General features: G+C 63.3%; 25 protein-coding genes. 20 read left to right on the top strand and 5 right to left on the bottom strand.

The features are described 5' to 3' along the window. The 14 genes from FA85_RS18245 (at position 1) to FA85_RS18170 (ending at position 10,212) form a co-directional block, all read left to right on the top strand. A complete protein-coding gene (locus tag FA85_RS18245) occupies positions 1-402 on the top strand; it encodes a hypothetical protein (protein ID WP_036129217.1) in 402 nt (133 codons plus the stop codon). Between the two features lie 92 nt (positions 403-494). After that, positions 495-1,097 (top strand): hypothetical protein, encoded by a 603-nt coding sequence (locus FA85_RS18240; protein ID WP_036129214.1) that lies wholly within the window; start codon positions 495-497, stop codon positions 1,095-1,097. A gap of 375 nt (positions 1,098-1,472) precedes the next feature. Further along, positions 1,473-1,700, top strand: a complete 228-nt coding sequence (locus tag FA85_RS18235) for a hypothetical protein (protein WP_036129212.1) — start codon at positions 1,473-1,475, stop codon at positions 1,698-1,700. Continuing rightward, positions 1,697-1,999, top strand: a complete 303-nt coding sequence (locus FA85_RS18230; RefSeq protein ID WP_036129210.1) for a hypothetical protein — start codon at positions 1,697-1,699, stop codon at positions 1,997-1,999. The genes FA85_RS18235 and FA85_RS18230 overlap by 4 nt, the downstream gene beginning before the upstream one ends. After that, a complete protein-coding gene (locus FA85_RS18225; protein WP_036129207.1) occupies positions 1,999-2,262 on the top strand; it encodes a hypothetical protein in 264 nt (87 codons plus the stop codon). Before FA85_RS18230 ends, FA85_RS18225 begins: the two co-directional genes overlap by 1 nt. Continuing rightward, positions 2,259-2,561 (top strand): hypothetical protein, encoded by a 303-nt coding sequence (locus FA85_RS18220; protein ID WP_036129205.1) that lies wholly within the window; start codon positions 2,259-2,261, stop codon positions 2,559-2,561. The genes FA85_RS18225 and FA85_RS18220 overlap by 4 nt, the downstream gene beginning before the upstream one ends. Continuing rightward, positions 2,558-2,827, top strand: coding sequence for a hypothetical protein (locus FA85_RS18215; protein ID WP_036129202.1), 270 nt, complete (start codon positions 2,558-2,560; stop codon positions 2,825-2,827). Before FA85_RS18220 ends, FA85_RS18215 begins: the two co-directional genes overlap by 4 nt. Further along, a complete protein-coding gene (locus FA85_RS18210) occupies positions 2,824-5,523 on the top strand; it encodes a toprim domain-containing protein (RefSeq protein WP_081908598.1) in 2,700 nt (899 codons plus the stop codon). Before FA85_RS18215 ends, FA85_RS18210 begins: the two co-directional genes overlap by 4 nt. Positions 5,524-5,609: 86 nt before the next feature. Next, positions 5,610-5,801 carry a hypothetical protein gene (locus tag FA85_RS18205; RefSeq protein ID WP_036129197.1) on the top strand — a complete coding sequence of 64 codons (192 nt, stop codon included), beginning with the start codon at positions 5,610-5,612 and terminating at the stop codon, positions 5,799-5,801. Between the two features lie 7 nt (positions 5,802-5,808). Next, positions 5,809-6,723: a recombination-associated protein RdgC gene (locus tag FA85_RS18200; protein ID WP_036129194.1), complete on the top strand. Its 915-nt coding sequence runs from the start codon at positions 5,809-5,811 to the stop codon at positions 6,721-6,723. A gap of 1 nt (position 6,724) precedes the next feature. Then, positions 6,725-7,258: a hypothetical protein gene (locus FA85_RS18195; protein WP_036129192.1), complete on the top strand. Its 534-nt coding sequence runs from the start codon at positions 6,725-6,727 to the stop codon at positions 7,256-7,258. Continuing rightward, positions 7,258-7,566 carry a hypothetical protein gene (locus tag FA85_RS18190; protein ID WP_036129190.1) on the top strand — a complete coding sequence of 103 codons (309 nt, stop codon included), beginning with the start codon at positions 7,258-7,260 and terminating at the stop codon, positions 7,564-7,566. The genes FA85_RS18195 and FA85_RS18190 overlap by 1 nt, the downstream gene beginning before the upstream one ends. Positions 7,567-7,777: 211 nt before the next feature. Then, positions 7,778-8,026 (top strand): hypothetical protein, encoded by a 249-nt coding sequence (locus FA85_RS18180; protein ID WP_051974360.1) that lies wholly within the window; start codon positions 7,778-7,780, stop codon positions 8,024-8,026. Between the two features lie 458 nt (positions 8,027-8,484). Beyond that, entirely contained in the window at positions 8,485-10,212 is a 1,728-nt protein-coding gene (locus FA85_RS18170; protein WP_051974358.1) for an AIPR family protein, read from the top strand. 230 nt (positions 10,213-10,442) lie between these two features. Here the strand turns inward: FA85_RS18170 and FA85_RS18165 are convergent, their stop codons facing one another. Both FA85_RS18165 and FA85_RS18160 read right to left on the bottom strand, forming a co-directional pair. Next, positions 10,443-11,396: an acyltransferase family protein gene (locus FA85_RS18165; RefSeq protein ID WP_197056589.1), complete on the bottom strand. Its 954-nt coding sequence runs from the start codon at positions 11,394-11,396 to the stop codon at positions 10,443-10,445. Between the two features lie 10 nt (positions 11,397-11,406). After that, positions 11,407-11,733: a nucleoside triphosphate pyrophosphohydrolase family protein gene (locus FA85_RS18160; protein WP_036114129.1), complete on the bottom strand. Its 327-nt coding sequence runs from the start codon at positions 11,731-11,733 to the stop codon at positions 11,407-11,409. 186 nt (positions 11,734-11,919) lie between these two features. On the opposite strand from FA85_RS18160, the gene FA85_RS18155 reads away from it, so the two are divergent. Together FA85_RS18155 and FA85_RS18150 are read left to right on the top strand one after the other, a co-directional pair. Beyond that, the gene (locus FA85_RS18155) at positions 11,920-12,591 is read left to right on the top strand and encodes a dienelactone hydrolase family protein (RefSeq protein ID WP_036114132.1); all 672 of its coding nucleotides are present in this window, start codon (positions 11,920-11,922) and stop codon (positions 12,589-12,591) included. Then, positions 12,588-13,004 (top strand): HIT domain-containing protein, encoded by a 417-nt coding sequence (locus FA85_RS18150; RefSeq protein WP_036114134.1) that lies wholly within the window; start codon positions 12,588-12,590, stop codon positions 13,002-13,004. The genes FA85_RS18155 and FA85_RS18150 overlap by 4 nt, the downstream gene beginning before the upstream one ends. Before the next feature lie 146 nt (positions 13,005-13,150). Here FA85_RS18150 and FA85_RS18145 read toward each other — a convergent pair whose 3' ends face one another. The 3 genes from FA85_RS18145 to apbC all read right to left on the bottom strand — a co-directional run bounded on the left by FA85_RS18145 (position 13,151) and on the right by apbC (position 15,439). Then, positions 13,151-13,642, bottom strand: a complete 492-nt coding sequence (locus FA85_RS18145) for a hypothetical protein (RefSeq protein WP_036114138.1) — start codon at positions 13,640-13,642, stop codon at positions 13,151-13,153. An 85-nt stretch (positions 13,643-13,727) separates the two neighbouring features. Further along, entirely contained in the window at positions 13,728-14,294 is a 567-nt protein-coding gene (gene dcd / locus FA85_RS18140; RefSeq protein ID WP_036114141.1) for a dCTP deaminase, read from the bottom strand. 59 nt (positions 14,295-14,353) lie between these two features. Next, positions 14,354-15,439 carry an iron-sulfur cluster carrier protein ApbC gene (gene apbC, locus FA85_RS18135; protein WP_036114144.1) on the bottom strand — a complete coding sequence of 362 codons (1,086 nt, stop codon included), beginning with the start codon at positions 15,437-15,439 and terminating at the stop codon, positions 14,354-14,356. Between the two features lie 184 nt (positions 15,440-15,623). Here apbC and FA85_RS18130 point away from each other — a divergent pair, with 184 nt between their 5' ends. The 4 genes from FA85_RS18130 (at position 15,624) to nth (ending at position 19,559) form a co-directional block, all read left to right on the top strand. Further along, positions 15,624-16,070, top strand: a complete 447-nt coding sequence (locus FA85_RS18130; protein WP_036114148.1) for a DUF2147 domain-containing protein — start codon at positions 15,624-15,626, stop codon at positions 16,068-16,070. 106 nt (positions 16,071-16,176) lie between these two features. Further along, entirely contained in the window at positions 16,177-18,291 is a 2,115-nt protein-coding gene (gene metG, locus FA85_RS18125; protein WP_036114152.1) for a methionine--tRNA ligase, read from the top strand. A gap of 24 nt (positions 18,292-18,315) precedes the next feature. Further along, the gene (locus FA85_RS18120; protein ID WP_036114155.1) at positions 18,316-18,924 is read left to right on the top strand and encodes an RnfABCDGE type electron transport complex subunit B; all 609 of its coding nucleotides are present in this window, start codon (positions 18,316-18,318) and stop codon (positions 18,922-18,924) included. 20 nt (positions 18,925-18,944) lie between these two features. Continuing rightward, positions 18,945-19,559 carry an endonuclease III gene (nth, locus tag FA85_RS18115; RefSeq protein ID WP_156108850.1) on the top strand — a complete coding sequence of 205 codons (615 nt, stop codon included), beginning with the start codon at positions 18,945-18,947 and terminating at the stop codon, positions 19,557-19,559. Positions 19,560-19,581: the final 22 nt, after the last annotated feature.

Below are 19,581 nucleotides of genomic sequence, written 5' to 3'. Positions count from 1 at the left end.
ATGATTCCCGTCGATCCACGCGACGAACGAGTGATCAGCGCCGGCAGGCACTACGCCGCACTGCGCTATATCGAGCAGCACGACAACGAGCACCTGGACGAAGACCAGCTCATTACGGCGTGCGCCGCTCACCTGATGGCTGAGCACAAGGTGGAATGCGCCTTCAAGGCACACGCCTACGCCGTCAGCGCGCTTGCCACGTACCAATCGCGCACGCAGCCGGCGTGGATCGATATCGATTGCTCGACGTCAGATGTCGTGCGTGTCGTTAACCCGGTATCGAACCAGGTGGCCTGTTTTACTGCTGCCGAGCTCATCCGCCTTGCCGAGGAACGCGCCAACACGCGCGCTGGTGCCACGCCGCCCGACGAGGGGCGCCGAAGGTGCCACCCCCTCCACTGACGCCTTAGCGGCGTGATCCATCGCTCTGCATCCACCGGCCTTTCGACAGGAGGCCGGAACGGACTCCCCTTGCCTGTCGATCGGAGATTGCCATGCATACCTGCTCATCCAGTAGCGCCCCCGTCGCCGGCGTTGTCGCCCACCTGCAGACCCGCCACGGGGGAAGCGCCATCATCAAGCACGCCGGCGCGCACTACCTCTCTTGGGCCGCCGTTGGTGCCGAGTTGAACATCGATCCGGCGAAGTTGATGCAGCGGTTCTTCGATGACCTCGACGCGCTCGGCACCGTCTACCTCAACGTTCCGCCATACCAGGTCGACGGGCGGCTTGTGGCGTCTGCCGGTCGCTCGACCATTGCGGCCATTCCGCTTGACCGCCTCCTGGTCCTGCTGACGACCATTTACTCGTTCCCGCTTCTTGGCGGCGCGATCGACTCAGTGCGTACACGGGATTTCAAGCGGGTCATCGCCAAGGCGATCAGGCTGTATCCCGATGACCCGCGCGGCGTGCCCGCCGCTCCAACGTCACCGCCCGACGCGAGCGGCACGCCGGAGAAGCGCGTTCTGGTGCTCCAGATCGAACTGGACGGTGGTATCGACCTGCCGCCCAACGAAGTCATCGGCGAGGCACTTATCAAGACGCTGGGCGCGGTGCTGGCCGCCTCGCAACCCACCGCGGCGCCGACGCGCCACTGAGCCACCCATCGAACGCACCGGCCTCACACGGGGGCCGGTCATCCCTTCCTGACGATGCCCATCGAAATGTTGATCACATTATTGACAACCGCCCCACAACGGCGCGATGCTCCATCCATCGCCGCACAATCGGCGATCGGGTTTAGCAGCCTGACAGCACAGAGGCGCGCAAGCGCCCATCGACCGATGCCGGCGCTTTTTTCATGTCCGCATCGTCAGGGCCAGCGCGTACCGCGACACCCCGTTTATGGCGGGCGACGCGGGGGAGCCTTGCGGCTCGCCGGTTTCCTTTGTGCCCGGTCTGCTAACCCCGCGTCGTCCGCCACCCCGTTTAGCAGCGGCGTGGCGGATTCCACAGCACAAAGGAATCCCACCATGAGCGATCGCGAAAGCGACAGCCTGGCCGCGCGTGCTCGCGCCGCCGAAGAACTGGCCAATGCCGTTCAGGCCACCTATGCCGCACACACCGGCATCGTCTCCGCCTGGGCCAACGGCACCATCACCCACGCCGATGCCTACGAGTTGCTGCACACGGTGGACGTGCGCCTGGCCGCAGCGTTGTATGACGTGCGCCACGCGCTCGGGCTGGAGGACAAGGCATGACCGCGGACGCCTTGCGCATGCTGCGCCTCGCCTGTGACTTCGCCATGCCACTGGCCATGGGTCTTAACCTCGGACTCAACGTGCGGACCGACGACAACGTTATCGTCGCCTCGCTCGACGGCGACCAGATCACCAGTTCCATCGTTACATCGTGCCCTTTGAGCGCCGTCATCTTCCGCCGCTCTCGTGCCACGCAAACGGTGCTGTGGCTCGGCGACACCTCGATCGTGCTGACACCCGCGGAAGCGGCATCCATCGAAGCGTTCCTGCGAAACATCACTGCAGGCGAGGTGGGCTAATGGCACACGAAATCACCCTGTACCTTGCCGCCGGCGGCATCCTGCACATGCGCGCGGTGCCCAACGGCATCGACGTGACCGCGTTCGACCGGAAGCATCTGCAGCAGCGCATTGTGTTCGGCGCCATCGTCGCGGCGGACAGCGTGCGCGTGGTGGACGGCAACTGCTTGATGATGGGCACGAGCAACGCGTTTGTGCCGGTCACCCCGGCCGAGGCCACGTCGATCCTCGCTTTCGTGGCGCTCGCCAAGGTGGTCGCATGAGCAACGACATGCGCACCTTCCGCCTCATCAATGGGCAAGAGCTCTCCGTCCACCGCAACCGGTCGCTTGCCTCGAACCAAATCTATTACTACTTCGGCATTCGATCCAAGCGAGGCGGTGAAGTCGCCTCGTATGTCACCGACGCTGACCCGCTCATTCGCCTCAAGCATGGCTCGAAATACGATGCGGCTGGCACAGTGAAGATACAGGCCGAGGGGTTCTTCGTTTACTTGCCTACGGTCCAGGCGCGGCAGCTGGGCGAGTTCCTTGGCGTGGCGATCACGGAGGACACCCTGTGACGAACGACGCCTGCATCATCACCACCAAATGCGGCCAAGCCTTGGAACTGCGCAACGGTTTCATGGGCGATTGGGTCGGCGTCCTGCTCGGCCGCTCCGCCGCCGATGAAGAACCGTCGCTGATTTTCACGTGCCGCCCGGACCAGGTGTCGATCGGGCCGTGGGAGCCCGACATGGCCGTCCTGCGCGCCGATCGCCTGGCCATCGTGCTCACGGCAGAGAGCGCCCAGCAGGCCGCCGCGTACCTGGGGACGCGCACCGCATGAGCGAGATGGACGCGTCGCTCCACCGCGATATCACCGGGCGCCTGGAGCAGGAGTTCGGCTTTAAGGCGCGGCCGGGCTCGAAATGGCTGCAGGAGGGCAAGTGCCCCGCGTGCGGCAAGAAGGAAGTGTGGGCCAGTGCGGAATCGCCCTGGAAGCTGTGGTGCGGCCGCAAGTCGAAGTGCGGCTGGGAAGGCTACGTCAAAGAGCTCTACGACGACCTGTTTCAGTCGTGGTCGGACCGCTATCCGCAAACCCTCGAATCGCCCCAGGCCGCAGCTGACGCGTACTTGGTCAACATGCGCGGGTTCGAAATCGGTCGTCTCAACGGCTGCTACACGCAGGACTACTACCACAACCGTGACCTCGGAATTGGGTCGGCAACGGTGCGCTTCGACCTGCCCGGGCGCGGCTACTGGGAACGGATCATCGACCGGCCGCATCGCTTCGGCAAGCAGAAAGCGCATTTCCAGTACGGCAAGTCTTACCGCGGATATGCCTGGGTTCCGCCGGCCGCGCTCATCGACGTGCTGCAGGCGGCCGAAATCTGGATCACCGAGGGCATTTTCGACGCCATCGCCCTGTGCCTAAACGGCATCGCGGCCATCTCAGCCATTTCGAACCACAACTACCCACGCCACACGCTCGCGCAGCTGTTCCCGGAGGGTGCAAAGCGGCCCAAGCTGGTATGGGCACCCGACGGCGATCGCGGCGGCCGCGAGTATCTGGACGAGCACCTGCGCTTGTCGCATGCAGACGGCTGGCACGCCACAGCCGCGATCATTCCGCAGCTGCCCGGCGCCAAGAAGGTCGACTGGAACGACGCTCACCAGCGCGGGCGGCTCACCGACACGCACATCACGGACTACCGGCATGAGGGTCGTATCTCCGTCGCGCCCACGGCGATGGACAAGGCGTGCCGCATGTACAAGCGCGACCCGCAGAACACGTTCCCGCTCGACTTCGGCGATTGCGTTTACTGGTTCGAACTGAACGAGCAGCGCCTGGAAAAGGCAAAGCAGGCGTTCCGCGACAAGGAGGCCGAAGAGGATAGCGACGACGACGTACCGGAGGATGTGCTCAAGCAGGCATGCACGGTCGCCAAAATTGCAACGTGCTTGCCCGAGCCGTTGTACTTCCAGCGCAGCGCGATCACGGACGACTCACAGTACTTCTTCAACATCAAAATGGCGCGCAAGCGCCCGGTCAAATCGGCCTTCACCGCCGAGCAGGTCGCCACGCCGGCGCAGTTCGACATTCGACTGCTGTCGCTGCTGTCAGGCGCCCGCTGGAAGGGCAGCAAGGAAAAGCTGTCGCGCACGTTCGATGACCGTCTGGAGCGACTGAAAGAGGTCGACACCATCGATTTCATCGGGTACACCCGCGAGTTCCGCGCCTATGTATTCGGCAATGTCGCGATTCGCGATGGTCGCGTGTTCGAGGTAAACGACGAGGAATATTTCGAGCTCGACAAGAAGACCAACGTCAAAACCACCAGCAGCGTCCCGCACACGATCAGTCTGGACGCCAACAGCTTCAATCAAGACTGGCCTCGCCTGGTGCGCGACGTGTATGGTGGCAAAGGGCTGGTCGCGTTGGCGTTCTGGTTCGGCTCGCTGTACGCCGAGCAGGTACGCGCCTCGCAGGAAAGCTTTCCGTTCTTCGAAATGGTGGGCGAGGCCGGATCCGGCAAAACCTCGCTGGTGACCTTCCTTAACCGCCTCACCGGGCGCCCGACGTACGAAGGCTTCGACCCGTCCAAGTCGACGGCCGCTGGTCGTGCACGCACCTTCGTGCAGGTCGCCAATCTGCCTGTTGTGCTGATGGAAGGCGACCGCGGCGATGAAGGCGCCAAGGCACTCAAGTTCGACTACAACGAACTGAAATCGCTCTACAACGGTCGCTCCACCCGCACGACGGGCGTCAAGAACGCCGGCAACGAAACGCACGAGCCGCCGTTCCGTGGGTCGATCGTCATCGAGCAGAACCGTCCGGTGAAGGCCGACGATGCGGTCATGCAGCGCATCTGCCACGTCTTTATGACCCGAGAGGGGCACACGCCCGATGGCAAGAAAAAGTCTGACCAGCTGAATGCTATGGGCGCGGACGTTCTGAGCTACTTCGTCGTCGCCGCGGCCAAAGCCGAAGCACAAGTGCTGGAGCGCTTTGAAGCTCGCATGCCCGTTTACGAAGCCGAGCTCATGGCGATCGAGGAAGTGAAGTCGATCCGCCTGGCCAAGAACCACGGCCAGCTGATGGCGATGGCCGAAGCGATGGAAATCGTTGTGCCGGCGATGGCCGATTTCCGCGAGGAAACCTACGCGCAGATCAAACGCATGATCGTGGAGCGAGAGGCCGTGATCGGCTCGGACCATCCCATCGTGCGCAATTTCTGGGAGCGCTTCTACGAGCTCAACGGCAGCAACAACCTCATGCCGTACCTCAATCACAGCGCCGACAAGGGCCAGATCGCCGTGAACCTCAACGAATGGCTGGAACGCGCCGGCGAACGGTGGCGCGACCTGCCCACCTTGAGCGAACTGCACGAGCACCTGCCCACCAGCAAGGTCCACAAGTTCATCGAGGCCAACAGGAGCGTGTACAGCCCGATCCGCGCGAAGGGCGAGACCGCGGCCACCGAGGGCAAGAAGTCGAGCAACGTGCGCTGCTGGATTTTCAAGAAGCCCACTACCGAATGAGCCGCGCAACCGGCAACACCGCGGGGCCCGGGGGAGTGCTCGTAACACTCCCCACGCGCCGCCGCCCTACCCACCCAGGAGTACTCATGAAAGAGCAGATCAGCATGGCGGCGTCACTCGGACCCCGCCGCAAGTTTACGGCAACCGGCCACTTGGCCGCAGGCCTGGCCATCCCGCGCCCCACGCGCGACCCGTCTGTCCTCGTCGGCTTCATCACCGGCGTGATCCTCACCAGCGCCGTCTTCGTTGCCGCCGCACCCTACATCGTCCACCGCTGAGGCCACCATGTTTCCCAGAAATCTGACTGCTTTCCGCTTCGGCACCCCGCCTCGGCCGCACGTGCGCGACATCCTGGAGGCGCTGGCCGATTACCGAGTGCGTGAGCCCGGCCCCATGGAGTTCGCCGCAACGGGCTTCGTTTCGCCCTATGGCCGCACCGACGACCGCCTGGGCATCTGCCACGAGAACGTGCTGGGCTTCGTCTACCAGGTGCGCGCACGGGACTTGAAGGCCAGCGCCCTGAACGAAGAAATCGCCAAGCGCGTGGAGAAGATCTCCCAGGAGGAAGGCCGCAAGGTCGGCGGGCGCGAGCGCCGGTCCATCCGCGATGACGTTCTGAACGAGCTCCTGCCGCGCGCCATGGTCACGGTCAGCAACACCGCCGGATGGATCGACCTGGACAACGGCTGGCTGGTGGTCGATACGCGCACGCGCCAGCGGGCGGAGGATGTTCTGACGGAACTGCGCTCGGCCCTGGGCTCGTTCCCCGCCGTGCGGCTGGCACCGGAAGAAAGCCCGCGGCGGCTCATGACGCATTGGCTGAGCACCCTGGAGCTCCCCCAAGGCATCACCTTGGGCGACGAGGCCGAACTGCGCGATCCGGCAACGGCAACCGGTGCCCTGGTGCGCGTGCGTCGGCAGAACCTGGACACGGACGAGATCCGCGAGCACCTGCGCGGCGGCAAACAGTGCTTCGCCGTCGGCGTGACCGTGGACGACCGCCTGAGCCTGGTGCTGTCCGAAGACCTCTCCATGCGATCGGTGCGTGCCACGGACGTTGTGCTTGACCAGGCCATCACCGAGCACGAGTCGGTCGATGCCGAAATCGACAGCAGATTCGCCCTTGCCGTCCTCGAGGTGCGCGCCCTGTTCGATCGCCTGGCCGTCCTATTTCGCATCCCGCGCCCGGAGGTCGTCTGACATGGCCAACGTCCAAGAGCGCAACAACGCCGCCCGCGGTCCTGCAGGCGGCGCGGAGGGCCGGGCTCGACCCACGGGCCAAGTTCATCCTGCCGCGCGGCAACAGGCGCTGCTGACGCCCGGGCAGACCGAAGGCGTGATCCTGCGCATGGCCGGCGTGTTGAGCGCTGACATGGCCGGACACCCCCAAGTGCGCGCCAAGCATTTGGCCTATGTCACCGGGGCACTGCATCTGGCCGTCGCCCTGGGCGCCCTGACCGACGCGCGCGCCGTCGCCGTGCGACAGGCTGCCGTGGACCTGTTCGACGGGGCGCCGCGGTCGGGGAGCGTTCGCGCCGGTGCCGCCGATCCGGCGTTCGCGGCCCTGGTCGCCACGGTCCGCCGGAACGGTGGGGCGAGCATGAACGAGCCGCTGCCCCTGGCCGAACTGCCGCCGTCCAAGGCCGCTCACATGCTCGCGCGACTCATCGCCTCGGGCGTGGTCGACGGCGGTGACGTGACTGGCTTCCACCGCGCGACGAAGGGGGATTGCTGATGCGCCAAGTTCAGATCACCCACCCGGCCGGACGCTTCGCCGTCTGCCGACAGGGCGGCCACGCGCCGCGCCACATCGAACACCACGGCCGCACCCTGCGCGAGACCATGCAGGCGGATGTGCCGGCGATCCGGCATTCCCTGGAATGCCAGTGCGGCCGCTCCACCGGCCTGCACGCGACCCTGACCCAGGCCGAGGCCGATTGGGGCGTGCTCTACGGCCAGATCCCGATGGTGCTGCCGGCACCGATCCCCTTTCCGCCCACTGCCCGCCGCCGCGCGGCGCACAAGGAGAAAGCCCGTGGCTAATGACATGACCATGCACTACTACCGTGCCAGCACGCCAACGACGCAGGCACACCACGGAGGCCGCGAAAATCACCCTAGACGCGCTCGAGCTTGTGCCGCGGGTCGAGCTGATGCGGCGAAACAGCTACCACACCAAATATCCCAAGGAGGTCGCCCAGCTCATTCAGCTCAAGGGCGCCCTCACGCGAAAGATCAATAGCAGGAGCAAGCCATGAAGAACAAAATGTCCGACGTTCGCAATCACCTCGTGGCGATGTTGGAGCAGCTTGGCGACCCCGACGTCGGCGGGGCTGTGGTCGAGCGCGCCAAGGCGAGTGCGCTGGTAGCGGGAACCTACATCACTGCGGTCCGCACGGAAATTGACGCCCTCCGCCTCGCAGACGAAATCGGCAAGGTCCCCGAGGCCGTCAACAACTCGGCGGCCTCGATGCCTATGATTACCTCGGGCACCGGTCGATGAATCACGGAGGCGCGCTGTCTCACGGCGGCCGCATCCGCGACAACTCCTGCGAAAATGAGAAATCACAATGACAACCAGGAAGCGCGAGGTCGCCGCGGCCACGGCAAAGAAGCTTACCGGTCTGCACAACGCCGAGCTGAGCGCGGTTATATACGACGGCATCGCGGCGCGGACACGCGATGGTCGACGGGCATCGCTGGCCATCGTTGACGAAAATGGGCGGGTGCTCGAAGCAGGACCGGAGGTCGCCAGGGAGGCGTGGCACGTCATGCTGGCGTGCTACCGGAGGTTCCTTGAGGGCAACGGTCACATCAGGGTCCATTCTAGGCCCCCCGGATCCATTCAATAAAGCACCGGACGGCGCCCCCAGGGGCGCCCTTTTTGCGCATGAACGTCCGGCGCGACCGTTGTTGAGTCGTTGAGCTATATTTCGAGCAACTAACCACAGGGGCGCATGGATGGACCGGATCACTAAGTCATTACTTGACGAATTCTCCAAGGATGCCGAGCTAACTAAGCTCCGCGAGGACAAGAGGTTCGAACACTTCTCGGCGTACCTAACTGTGAGTCGCCATCTGGGCGAATCGTTCGACACCCGCAACCTGGTCACGGGAGCGGGCGCCGATTGCGGAATCGATGCCATCGCCATCATCGTTAATGGCGCCCTGGTGGATGATCCCGAGCTTGTAGAGGAACTCGCGGAAACCAACGGCTACGTCGAAGCACAATTCATATTCATTCAGGCGAAACGCTCCTCTGGCTTCGATGCTGCACAGATCGGCAACTTCGGTTTTGGCGTGAATGACTTCTTCAAGGCTGAGCCTTCGCTCCCTCAAAACGATGCGATTAAGGCTGCGGCCGCAGTGGTGAATGCGGTCTATGCGAAGACGAGCCGCTTCAAACGCGGAAATCCCACCTGCAGACTATATTACGTGACCACGGGTACATGGACGGGCGACACTAACCTGAACGCTCGACGGCTCGCAGTCATTCAAGACTTGCAGGCACAAAATATATTCAAGGATGTCGATTTTCTACCCATCGGCGCGGCTGAAATCCAGAGCCTGTACAACCAGAGCAAAAATGCGATCCATAGGAACTTCGATTTTCCAGAGCGCGTGTTGATCCCGGGCGTACCTGGCGTAAAAGAGGCTTACCTCGGATGGCTCAAGTGGCGCGACTTTCTTCCTCTCCTCCACGACGACGGAAGCGAAATACTCAAGGGCTTGTTCTACGACAACGTCAGGGATTTTCAGGATTACAATTCGGTCAATAGCGAGATTCGATCCACGCTAGAGCGACCTGACCAGCGTGCTCTATTCGCCCTGCTAAACAATGGTGTCACGGTTATCGCGAAGAACTTGAGCACCACCGGCGATCGGTTTCATATCGAGGACTATCAGATAGTAAATGGTTGTCAGACCAGCCACGTGCTCTTTGAAAATCGTGAATTTCTGGACGACTCGGTAGTGGTGCCGTTGCGCCTAATTGCCACCGACAACGAAGAAATTACTTCGGCGATAGTGAAGGCCACCAATCGGCAGACTGAGGTTAAGGAAGAGCAACTGATCGCTCTGAGCGATTTTCAGAAGAGACTAGAGGCGTATTTCAACACATTCGACGCATCGCACCGTTTGTACTACGAGCGCCGCTCGAAGCAATACAATGCCGTAGCCGGCATTGAAAAGACGCGAATAGTGACGCCTTCAACGCTGATTCGCGCCTTCGCATCGATCTTCCTAGGAGAGCCGCACCGCACTACTCGAAGCTACCGGCTGCTTCAGCAGCAGGTGGGGAAGTCGATCTTTGGTCATTCCGATAAGTTGGAGCCTTATTATTTCGCAGCGTCAGCCCATTACCGGCTGGAATACCTTTTTCGTAACGGTGTGTTGAGCCCTGCCTACAAGCCCGCGCGCTACCACATCCTGATGGCTGCACGACTCCTGGCACAACCCGATCCGCTGCCGCGGACGAACTCCCACGACATGGCGCGCTTGTGCGGCCCATTGACGGACGCCATTTGGGACGCCGCCGCCTCGGAAAAGCTGCTGAAGCGTGCCGCGCGAGTGGTTGAGACCGCCGCCGGCGGAACCTTCAACGGTGACAGCATCCGGACGCAGGCGTTCACTGAAGACGTGAAGCGGAAGTGCGTCAGCAGGACGATGAAAGTTAAAAAGGTGCCTTGAGCAACAATCTCAAGGAGCCGAGCGACGGTATATATAGACTACCCTAGGGACAGCCGAGGCTGACGAAACCGACTTTGGGAGCGGCCTGGGACATTGCCGTGGGTACCGGGGGTATAGGAAGCCGGGCATTATAGCGGGTTGGCGGCCACGCGGCCGGGCGGCCCTTCACGTCTGGCCCCCAAGGCCTTCAGGCCGCCCAAATCTCCTGAATCAACACCTCGGTGTAAAGCTTAATGAAGGTCCGCTTCCGAAACGACGCGTGCCCTGCCTGGCGCGCTATTTCCAAATGGCCGACCCGGCTTGAAGCGGAGAGCCTTCTTTTCGACGATGTGCCACGAGGCAGCGGCCAGGGCAACCGTAACGGGCACGGTGATGGACAGCAGTTCAAGGTAAGGCGTTTCCCGCCCCAAGAGTGCTACTCCTATCTGCTGCATGGGCCATGCGTAGATGTAGATGCCGTAGGAGAGATCGCCGATTTTCGAGATGTCTCGCAGGCCAGCCCATGACCGCAGGCCAATCGCGACGGTCAGCGATGGAATGACAAAGGCGAGCCCGAGTTTTGTCTGATCAATGCGGATGAGCGCATAGCCCATGACCAGGGAGAACAGGGTCGGCAGGGGTTTGCGGAGGTACGGACAGGCCCGCAACAGACTTCCTGCAGCGAAGAAGAGCCCGAAGTCCGCGAGGAAACTCTCTCCGGACTGAAGACCTGAAAGCGCGAAATACCCAAAAATTCCCACGACCAACACGATGGAAGGACGTCGCGTTGCGATTCCGGCAGCGATAAGTAGTCCATAACAATAGACCTCGTACGGAATGGTCCAGAGTGATCCGTTGGTGAGGTGTCTTGGGTTTTGAGGAAATCCCGTCAGTCCAAGCACAGCTATCACTGCAAGCGTCAGCGGAATTGATACACAAAGGGCCGGCATCATCCGGAGGGCGCGACGGGCGGTAAAGCGCAGAATATGGGGGTCTTTCAACCAACTGGATGTGACCAGATAGCCGCTGATTGAAAAGAAAATGAGCACACCGAGGTTACCGAACGAATGATCCCCGACAAACCTTGGTTCAGCGCGTCCGGACAGAGCGAACTGATGGCTGATCAGCACGAGGAAGGCGCTAAATTGCCTCAGTGCATCAAAATTGTTGCGCTGTCCGTGAGTCATTGCTTCTTCCTTGAACACGGCCATTTTCTCAGGTGCGCAGCTCGCCGGAGACGTATTCGATCAGTTCGCTGGTGTTTCTCACGTACTCGTTTTCCAGGTCGATGCCGCACTTGTTGGCTAGTACCATGATCGACCATAGGCAGTCCGACAATTCATGACCGAGTTTGGCTTTGCAGTCATCGATGTCCCGGACACCCGCATTCGCCTGAATCAGTTTGGCCAGATCGCCGACGTCACCTACGAAACCAAGGGCGAGTTCCTGCGTCGTCCAGACACGCCCCCACCGCTTGACCTCGAGCTGTTCGTAGAGCACGTTCAGCTCGAGTGCCGAGGTCTCAAGTTCACTGAATTTCATGCTGGCGACTGCCACAGGCTGATTCCATTTCCGTGTTGGATACGGCGGAACACTACACGCGCCCGCCGCTGCCAAACCAGTGCTGCCTCGCGACCACCGGGCCCAGACAGGCCTTCACGCACATCCCGCCGACATGCGGCCGGGTTACCCTTACGGGTATTCCTACCATCTCCGGAGATTCGCCCCATGGGCCGTACCCTGATCCTCGACACCTCACGCCCGCACGAAAGCATGGACGCCTACCTCGCCGAGCCGACCGGCACCCCGAAGGGTGGCGTCGTGGTGATCCTGGAGATCTTCGGCGTCAACGCCCATATCCGCAGCGTGGCGGACCGTTTCGCGGCCGAAGGCTACGTCGCCATCGCGCCGGCGCTGTTCGACCCGGTCGAGAAGGATGTCGAGCTTGGCTACGACCAGGACGGTATGCAGAAGGGCGTCAAGCTCATCGGCGAATTGGGTCTTCTGCGCCCGATGCAGGATGTGGGCATCGCCGCGAAGCTGATCGCCGACCAGTACAAGGTCAAGGTCGGCACGGTGGGCTACTGCTGGGGCGGTACCGTCGCGGCGTTGGCGGCCCTGCGTCTCGGCTTGCCCTCGTCCAGCTACTACGGCTCGCGCAACGTGCCCTTCCTGAGCGAACCGGCCAAGGCCAACGTGATCTTCCATTTCGGCGAGCGTGACCACTCCATCCCGCCCGAGATGGTCGAGAAGCACCGTGAACTGAAACCGGAAATGGATACCTGGGTTTACCCGGCCGACCACGGCTTCAATTGCGACGCACGCGCCAGCTACGACGAGCCGAGCGCAAAGCTGGCCTGGGAGCGCACCCTCGCCTTCTTCGCCCGCGAACTGGCATGAGCGAGGCGTTCGACCTCGATCCGCGGCTCGCCGGTGACACCCTCGTCGTCGGCGACCTCCCTCTGAGCCGCGTCCTGCTGATGCGGGACGCGCGCTATGCGTGGCTGGTGCTGGTGCCGCGGAGAGCGGGGCTGGTCGAGGTTTCGGATCTTCCCGACGAGGAACGCGCCCTGCTCTGGCAGGAGGCCGGCCTCGCCGGGAGCGCACTTCGTGCCGTGGCACCGTGCGACAAGCTCAATATCGGGGCGCTCGGGAACATCGTGCGCCAGCTCCACGTCCACGTTGTCGCCAGAACCGAGGGCGATGCGGCGTGGCCGGGGCCGGTGTGGGGGTTTGGCAAGGCGGAGCCTTATGCGGCTGGTGAGGCGGAGAAGCGGGTCGAGGCGTTGCGGGAACTGCTCGGCCTGAGCTGATGCCGCACCACCCATCGCCAGCAGGGCTGGCTCCTACAAGAGCCGCGGCCAACCGAGACGGCGCCAGCAAGGAACGGGCCCGGCAGGAACAAAAAAGCCCGGAGGCGCGAGCCTCCGGGCTTTTTTCGAGCAGAAGACCTGAGGGCTTACTGCTGCGTCTGCGGGTCGTAGGCACCGCTGGAGGCTTCCTTACCCTGCATGCGGTCCGGCAACGCGGCCTTCTGCGGGGTGTCCTCGAGCTGGCGGGCCTTCTCTTCGACGGCGTTCAGGCGGGTGAGCTCGCCCTTCTTGTCGTAATACACGGCAAAGCCGTAGTCCAGCTGCATGCGGGCCATGAAGCCAAGATGGATGTCACGGATCTTGGAGTCGTCGCTCGGGATCAGCAGGACCGTCTTCGGCAGCTTGCCCTGGTCTTTCAGGTAGGCGAAATGGCTGCCGGTGTCGGCGGCGGAAAGCACCGCGTTGTCCACGACGAACTGGCCGCTCTTATAGGCCTTGATCGTGACGTCGAACTGGCCCTGCTCTTTGGCGACGGGGTCGTTCTTCGTGGCACCGCTGTGGCAACCGGCGAGCACCAGCATGCTGGCGAGGAGCATCGCCGCGGCGGCGCGGGACAGGAGGTTGGGAACTCGGATCATGCGGTGTCTCCGTGGATCGGCGTTTCGTGAAAGTGGGAAGTTTACCCCGCGCCCCTATCGGGCGCGGATGCGACCGGAAGGCCGTTCAGGTACTCGGCAGGGTGACGCCGCGCTGGCCCTGGTACTTGCCGCCGCGATCGGCGTAGGACACCTCACACTCCTCATCGGATTCGAGGAAGAGCATCTGGGCAACGCCCTCGTTGGCGTAAATCTTTGCGGGCAGCGGCGTCGTGTTCGAGAACTCGAGGGTGACGTGGCCTTCCCACTCCGGCTCGAGCGGCGTCACGTTGACGATGATGCCGCAGCGGGCGTAGGTGCTCTTGCCGAGGCAGATGGTCAGGACCTGACGCGGAATGCGGAAGTACTCGACCGTGCGCGCCAGCGCGAAGGAATTCGGCGGAATGATGCAGACGTCGGATTTGACGTCGACGAAGCTGCGCTCATCGAACGCCTTCGGATCGACGATGGTCGAGTTGATGTTGGTGAACACCTTGAACTCATCGGCGCAACGGACGTCGTAGCCGTAGCTCGAGGTGCCATACGAGACCAGCCGGTGACCGTCGCGCTCCTTGACCTGACCGGGCGCGAACGGCTCGATCATGCCGTGCTGCTCGGCCATGCGGCGGATCCACTTGTCGGACTTGATGCTCACGTACTTGTCTCCCTCGCTGGAGCCGGAAAGGTATAGGAACGTCGTCGAAGACGCTACTTTCAGGTGTTCTGGATGACGATCTTGGGGAAAGAGATCGCCTTGTTGCGGGCCTGCAGGGACAGTTTTGCCGCCGTGGACCGGGCGATGGCGCGATAACGCGCGGCCAGATCGGATTCCGGGATCGCCGCCACGGTGGGCTTGCCATCGTCCGACTGCTGACGGATGCGGATGTCGAGCGGCAGATCCCCCAGATAGGCGATACCGGCTTCTTCCGCCATCCGTGCGCCGCCGCCGTGGCCGAAGATGTGCTCCTCGTGACCGCAGTTCGTGCAGATGTGCGTCGCCATGTTCTCGATGACGCCGAGCACCGGCACCTCCACCTTGCGGAACATGCCCAGCGCCTTGCGCGCGTCGAGCAGCGCGATGTCCTGCGGCGTGGTGACGATGACGGCACCGGAGACCGGCACCTTCTGCGAGAGGGTCAGCTGGATGTCGCCGGTTCCCGGCGGCAGGTCGATGATGAGGTAATCCAGGTCGTCCCAGCGCGTGTCGTTCAGCAACTGCATCAGCGCCTGGGTAACCATGGGACCACGCCAGATCATGGGGGTGTCCTCGTCGATCAGTACGCCGATGGACATCGCCTGCAGGCCATGGGCGTGCATCGGCTCGATGCTTTTGCCGTCAGGAGAAACCGGTTTTCCTGACAATCCGAGCATTCGCGGCTGGCTGGGGCCGTAGATATCGGCGTCCAGGATGCCGACCCGGGCGCCTTCGGCCACCAGCGCCAGCGCCAGGTTCACTGACACCGTGGATTTGCCTACCCCGCCCTTGCCCGACGCGACGGCGATGATGTTCTTCACCCCAGCCATGGGAGACAACTGGCCCTGCACCTTGTGGGGATGCACGCGCCAGGTGACCGACACGGCGGCCGAGGCGATGCCCGGCTCGGCCTCGAGGGCCTGGCGGGCCTGCTCCGCCGCTTGTGCGACATAGCCCACGGCGGGGTAACCGAGCTGGATGTCGACGGAGACACGGTCGCCATCGACGCCCACCGCACGCACGGCGGCGCCGAACGGCTGTCCCGAGTGCGGGTCGATAACGCGGTCGAGGACACCGCGGACGAGGGATTCGCTGGGCTGGGTCATGGGGAGAGTTGAGCAAAATCGAAGATCGCCCATTATGCCAGCTAGCGTGCCTCGACCGGGCCCGCACGTTGGCGCGGGGCCCGGGCGCCGCAGCCTTGCCTCGTGGCGCGATGCAGCTTGACGGGGCTGCCGCCGCTCGTCAGGCTCCGGCCGTACCTTACCGTATGGGGAGCACCGCCATCCTATGAAGTCCCTGATCCGCACCGCCGCTGCCCTCGCCCTCGTCGCGAGCGCCCTCCCCGCCTTCGCCGCCACGGATACCCCGGTCGGCAAGTGGAAGACCATCGACGACAAGACCCACGAAGTGAAGTCGATCGTCGAGATCACCGAGCACGGCGGTCTGCTGGAAGGCAAGGTCGTGGAGGTGCTCAAATCCGACCACGGTCCTCACCCGGTCTGCTCCGAGTGCGATGGGGAGCGCAAGAACAAGCCCATCGAAGGCATGACCATCATGTGGGGCCTGAAGAAGGACGGCGACGAGTGGTCCGGCGGTCAGATCCTCGACCCGGCCAAGGGCAAGATCTACAAGGTGACCCTTAAGCTCGAGGACGGCGGCAAAAAGCTCGATGTGCACGGGTATATCGGATTTTCGCTGATCGGTCGCAGCCAGGAATGGGTGCGGGCGGAATAATCAAAGACATCGCGCGCAAGGCGCGCTCCTACGGGGGCGGGGGCCAGGGGCCCGTCGCCCCCTTCGCATGCCATAATCCCCGGTCCCAAAGCAGACCGCGATCCTCATGGCCCGCCGCATCCTGGTTACCAACGCTCTACCCTACGCCAACGGCCCGCTTCATCTGGGCCATATGCTCGGCTACATCGAAGCCGACATCTGGGCGCGGGCGCAGCGAATGCAGGGCAACGAGGTCTGGTATGTCGCCGGTGAGGACGCCCACGGCACGCCGATCATGCTGGCCGCCGAGAAGGTCGGGCTGACGCCTGAGGAATACATCGCGGGTATCCGCGCGTCGCACGAAGCGGATTTCACCGACTTCCACTTCAGCTACGACCAGTACCACACGACGCATTCCCCGGAAAACCGGGAAATCGCGACGGACATCTACGTGCGCCTGCGTGATGCCGGGTATATCGCCCGCCGCGACATCCAGCAGCTGTATGACCCCACGCGTGACATGTTCCTGCCGGACCGCTACATCAAGGGCACCTGCCCCAACTGCGGCACGCCAGACCAGTACGGCGACAACTGCGAGAACTGCGGCGCCACCTACGCACCGACCGATCTGATCAACCCGTACTCGGTGATGTCGGGCGCTACCCCCGTGCTGCGTGACTCCGAGCATTACTTCTTCGAGCTCGGCAAGTTCGAGCAGCTGCTGCGCGACTGGTTCGCGGGCAAGTACACCGACGGTAAGCCCACCGCCAACAGCAGCGTCGTCGCCAAGCTGGCGGAATGGATCGACGGCGGCCTGCGTGACTGGGACATCTCGCGCGATGCGCCGTATTTCGGATTTCCGATCCCCGACGCGCCGGGCAAGTTCTTCTACGTGTGGCTCGACGCACCGGCGGGTTACCTCGCCTCGTTCAAGGCACTGTGCGAGCGCAAGGGCATCGTCTTCGACGACTTCCTGCGTGCAGACAGCACCGCCGAAATGCACCACTTCGTCGGCAAGGACATCATCAACTTCCATGGCCTTTTCTGGCCGGCGATGCTGCACGGCGCGGGTATGCGCGTGCCAACCGCGCTGCATACCAACGGTTACCTGACGGTCAACGGCGCGAAGATGTCCAAGTCGCGCGGCACCTTCATTCAGGCGCGCACGTTCCTGGACTCCGGCCTCGACCCGGAAGCCCTGCGCTACTACTTCGCCACCATGCTTGGCCCGCAGCCGATCGACGTCGACCTTGACCTCAAGTCGTTCGAGGAACGCGTCAACTCGCATCTGGTCGGCAAGTGGGCGAACATCGCCAGCCGTACGGCGGGCTTCCTGCACACGCATTTCGCCGGCAAGCTGTCCGATCGCTTCGACGACGAGGCGACCGCACTGTGGAAGGACCTCCTGGCACAGTACGAAGGCATCGAAGCCGTCTACGAAGCCGACGAATATGCCGAAGCGACGCGCCGGTTTGTGTCGATGTCCGATGCGGTCAACGGCTACATCGCAGCCAAGGCACCCTGGGTGATCGCCAGGGACGAGGCGCGCCGCGACGAACTGCAGCAGGTCTGCTCGTTCGCGATCAACGCGTTCCGCCTGCTGTCCGGCCTGCTCAAGCCCATCGTGCCGACCACCGTCGCCGCCGCTGAGGCATTCCTCGGCGCGCCGATCGCGACGTTCGCCGACGCACGCCGCGAGCTGTTCGGCCACACCGTCAATGCGTTCTCGCCGCTGTTCGGACGTCTCGATCCGAAGAAGATCGCCGCCATGGTCGACGCCTCGAAAGAATCGCTGACTCCCGCTGAGCAGGCTCGCGAAGCCGCCGCGGAAGCCAGGCCCGCCAAGAAACCCAAAGAAGCTCCGAAGCCCATGACCGACGCCACCGCTACCGCCTCCACCGATACCGCCGCCACCATTTCCATCGACGACTTCGCCAGGCTCGACCTGCGTATCGGCAAGGTGACCGTCTGCGAGTTTGTCGAAGGCTCGGACAAGCTGCTCCGCTTCGAACTGGATGCCGGCACGCTCGGCACGCGCCAGATCTTCTCGGGCATCCGCGCCGCGTATGGCGAGCCGGAGAAGCTCGTCGGCCGCAACGTGGTCTTCATCGCCAACCTCGCGCCGCGCAAGATGCGCTTCGGTCTGTCCGAGGGCATGATCCTGTCCGCCGGTGACGGCGGCGCGGACCTGTTCCTCCTCGACGCCGACCAGGGTGCGGCGCCGGGCGCCACCGTCCGCTAAACACGACCCGGCAACGCGCCAGCCATGACGCCAACGCTCGCCGACCGCATCGACACGCTCCTGCCGCAGACCCAGTGCGAGCAGTGCGGTTTCCATGGCTGCCGCCCCTACGCGGAGGCGATCGCCGCCGATGAAGCGGGCATCGATCGCTGCCCGCCGGGTGGTGCCATCGGCATAGCCCGTCTGGCCGCCCTGCTCGATCGTCCCGTGGTGCCGCTCGATCCGACGCATGGCGTGGAGAAGCCGCGCACGCTCGCGCGCATCGTCGAAGCCGATTGCATCGGCTGCACCAAGTGCATCCAGGTGTGCCCGGTCGATGCGATCCTCGGTGCATCCAAAGTGATGCACACCGTGGTCAGCGATCTGTGCACCGGCTGCGAACTCTGCGTACCCGCCTGCCCCGTCGACTGCATCCGGCTCGATCCGATGCCGCTGGCACAGGCGGACGACCGCGAGCACGCCGACGCGGCGCGACGTCATTTCCAGCGCCGTGAGGCACGTCTTGCTCAGGAGCGTGCCGAGCGCGAACGCCAGCTCGAAGCGAATAAGGCCGTGGTCGCCGCGCCCACCGCACGCAACGCGGTCCTCGAAGCGCTCGCCCGCGCGAGGCTGCGGAAGAAGGACACTCCGTGAAAAAAGCCAACGTGGTCGAGATGTTCAGCCGCCTGCGCGAGCTGGATCCGCATCCGAAAACCGAACTCGAATACACCACGCCGTTCGAGCTGCTTTCCGCCGTGGCGCTGTCCGCGCAGGCCACCGACGTCGGCGTGAACAAGGCGACGCGCAAGCTGTTTCCGGTGGCCAATACGGCCCAGAAGATCCTCGATCTGGGGCTCGAAAAACTCAAGACGTACATCAGCACGATCGGGCTCTACAACAACAAGGCGAAGAACCTGATCGCCATGAGCCGGATTCTCGTGGATCGTTACGACGGCGAAGTACCGCAGTCACGCGAGGCGCTCGAAGAACTGCCGGGCGTCGGTCGCAAGACCGCCAATGTGGTGCTCAACACGGCGTTCGGCCAGCCGACGATTGCCGTCGACACGCACATTTTTCGGGTGGCCAACCGCACGGGGCTGGCACCCGGGCCGGATGTACGCAAGGTTGAAGACAAGCTCGAGAAGGTCATCCCGAAAGAGTTCATCCAGGATGCGCATCACTGGCTGATCCTGCACGGGCGTTATGTTTGTAAGGCGCGTAAGCCGGAGTGTCCGAACTGCGCGATCATCGACCTGTGCGCTTATAAACAGAAGACAAAGCCGGCCTGAGCCGGCTTTTCTTCTTCGCGAG

The sequence above is a fragment of the Luteibacter mycovicinus genome, from assembly GCF_000745235.1.
Taxonomy (GTDB): Bacteria; Pseudomonadota; Gammaproteobacteria; order Xanthomonadales; family Rhodanobacteraceae; genus Luteibacter; species Luteibacter mycovicinus.
The sequence above is the reverse complement of the archived record's forward strand: the minus strand, read 5'-3'. Positions and strand labels throughout refer to the sequence as shown.

Bases quoted from the DNA above. Each gene is read 5' to 3' on its own strand.
- FA85_RS18245 (WP_036129217.1), top strand. From the start codon at position 1: ATGATTCCCGTCGATCCACGCGACGAACGAGTGATCAGCGCCGGCAGG.
- FA85_RS18240 (WP_036129214.1), top strand. From the start codon at position 495: ATGCATACCTGCTCATCCAGTAGCGCCCCCGTCGCCGGCGTTGTCGCC.
- FA85_RS18235 (WP_036129212.1), top strand. From the start codon at position 1,473: ATGAGCGATCGCGAAAGCGACAGCCTGGCCGCGCGTGCTCGCGCCGCC.
- FA85_RS18230 (WP_036129210.1), top strand. From the start codon at position 1,697: ATGACCGCGGACGCCTTGCGCATGCTGCGCCTCGCCTGTGACTTCGCC.
- FA85_RS18225 (WP_036129207.1), top strand. From the start codon at position 1,999: ATGGCACACGAAATCACCCTGTACCTTGCCGCCGGCGGCATCCTGCAC.
- FA85_RS18220 (WP_036129205.1), top strand. From the start codon at position 2,259: ATGAGCAACGACATGCGCACCTTCCGCCTCATCAATGGGCAAGAGCTC.
- FA85_RS18210 (WP_081908598.1), top strand. From the start codon at position 2,824: ATGAGCGAGATGGACGCGTCGCTCCACCGCGATATCACCGGGCGCCTG.
- FA85_RS18205 (WP_036129197.1), top strand. From the start codon at position 5,610: ATGAAAGAGCAGATCAGCATGGCGGCGTCACTCGGACCCCGCCGCAAG.
- FA85_RS18200 (WP_036129194.1), top strand. From the start codon at position 5,809: ATGTTTCCCAGAAATCTGACTGCTTTCCGCTTCGGCACCCCGCCTCGG.
- FA85_RS18195 (WP_036129192.1), top strand. From the start codon at position 6,725: ATGGCCAACGTCCAAGAGCGCAACAACGCCGCCCGCGGTCCTGCAGGC.
- FA85_RS18190 (WP_036129190.1), top strand. From the start codon at position 7,258: ATGCGCCAAGTTCAGATCACCCACCCGGCCGGACGCTTCGCCGTCTGC.
- FA85_RS18180 (WP_051974360.1), top strand. From the start codon at position 7,778: ATGAAGAACAAAATGTCCGACGTTCGCAATCACCTCGTGGCGATGTTG.
- FA85_RS18170 (WP_051974358.1), top strand. From the start codon at position 8,485: ATGGACCGGATCACTAAGTCATTACTTGACGAATTCTCCAAGGATGCC.
- FA85_RS18160 (WP_036114129.1), bottom strand. From the start codon at position 11,733: ATGAAATTCAGTGAACTTGAGACCTCGGCACTCGAGCTGAACGTGCTC.
- FA85_RS18155 (WP_036114132.1), top strand. From the start codon at position 11,920: ATGGGCCGTACCCTGATCCTCGACACCTCACGCCCGCACGAAAGCATG.
- FA85_RS18150 (WP_036114134.1), top strand. From the start codon at position 12,588: ATGAGCGAGGCGTTCGACCTCGATCCGCGGCTCGCCGGTGACACCCTC.
- FA85_RS18145 (WP_036114138.1), bottom strand. From the start codon at position 13,642: ATGATCCGAGTTCCCAACCTCCTGTCCCGCGCCGCCGCGGCGATGCTC.
- apbC (WP_036114144.1), bottom strand. From the start codon at position 15,439: ATGACCCAGCCCAGCGAATCCCTCGTCCGCGGTGTCCTCGACCGCGTT.
- FA85_RS18130 (WP_036114148.1), top strand. From the start codon at position 15,624: ATGAAGTCCCTGATCCGCACCGCCGCTGCCCTCGCCCTCGTCGCGAGC.
- metG (WP_036114152.1), top strand. From the start codon at position 16,177: ATGGCCCGCCGCATCCTGGTTACCAACGCTCTACCCTACGCCAACGGC.
- FA85_RS18120 (WP_036114155.1), top strand. From the start codon at position 18,316: ATGACGCCAACGCTCGCCGACCGCATCGACACGCTCCTGCCGCAGACC.
- nth (WP_156108850.1), top strand. From the start codon at position 18,945: ATGTTCAGCCGCCTGCGCGAGCTGGATCCGCATCCGAAAACCGAACTC.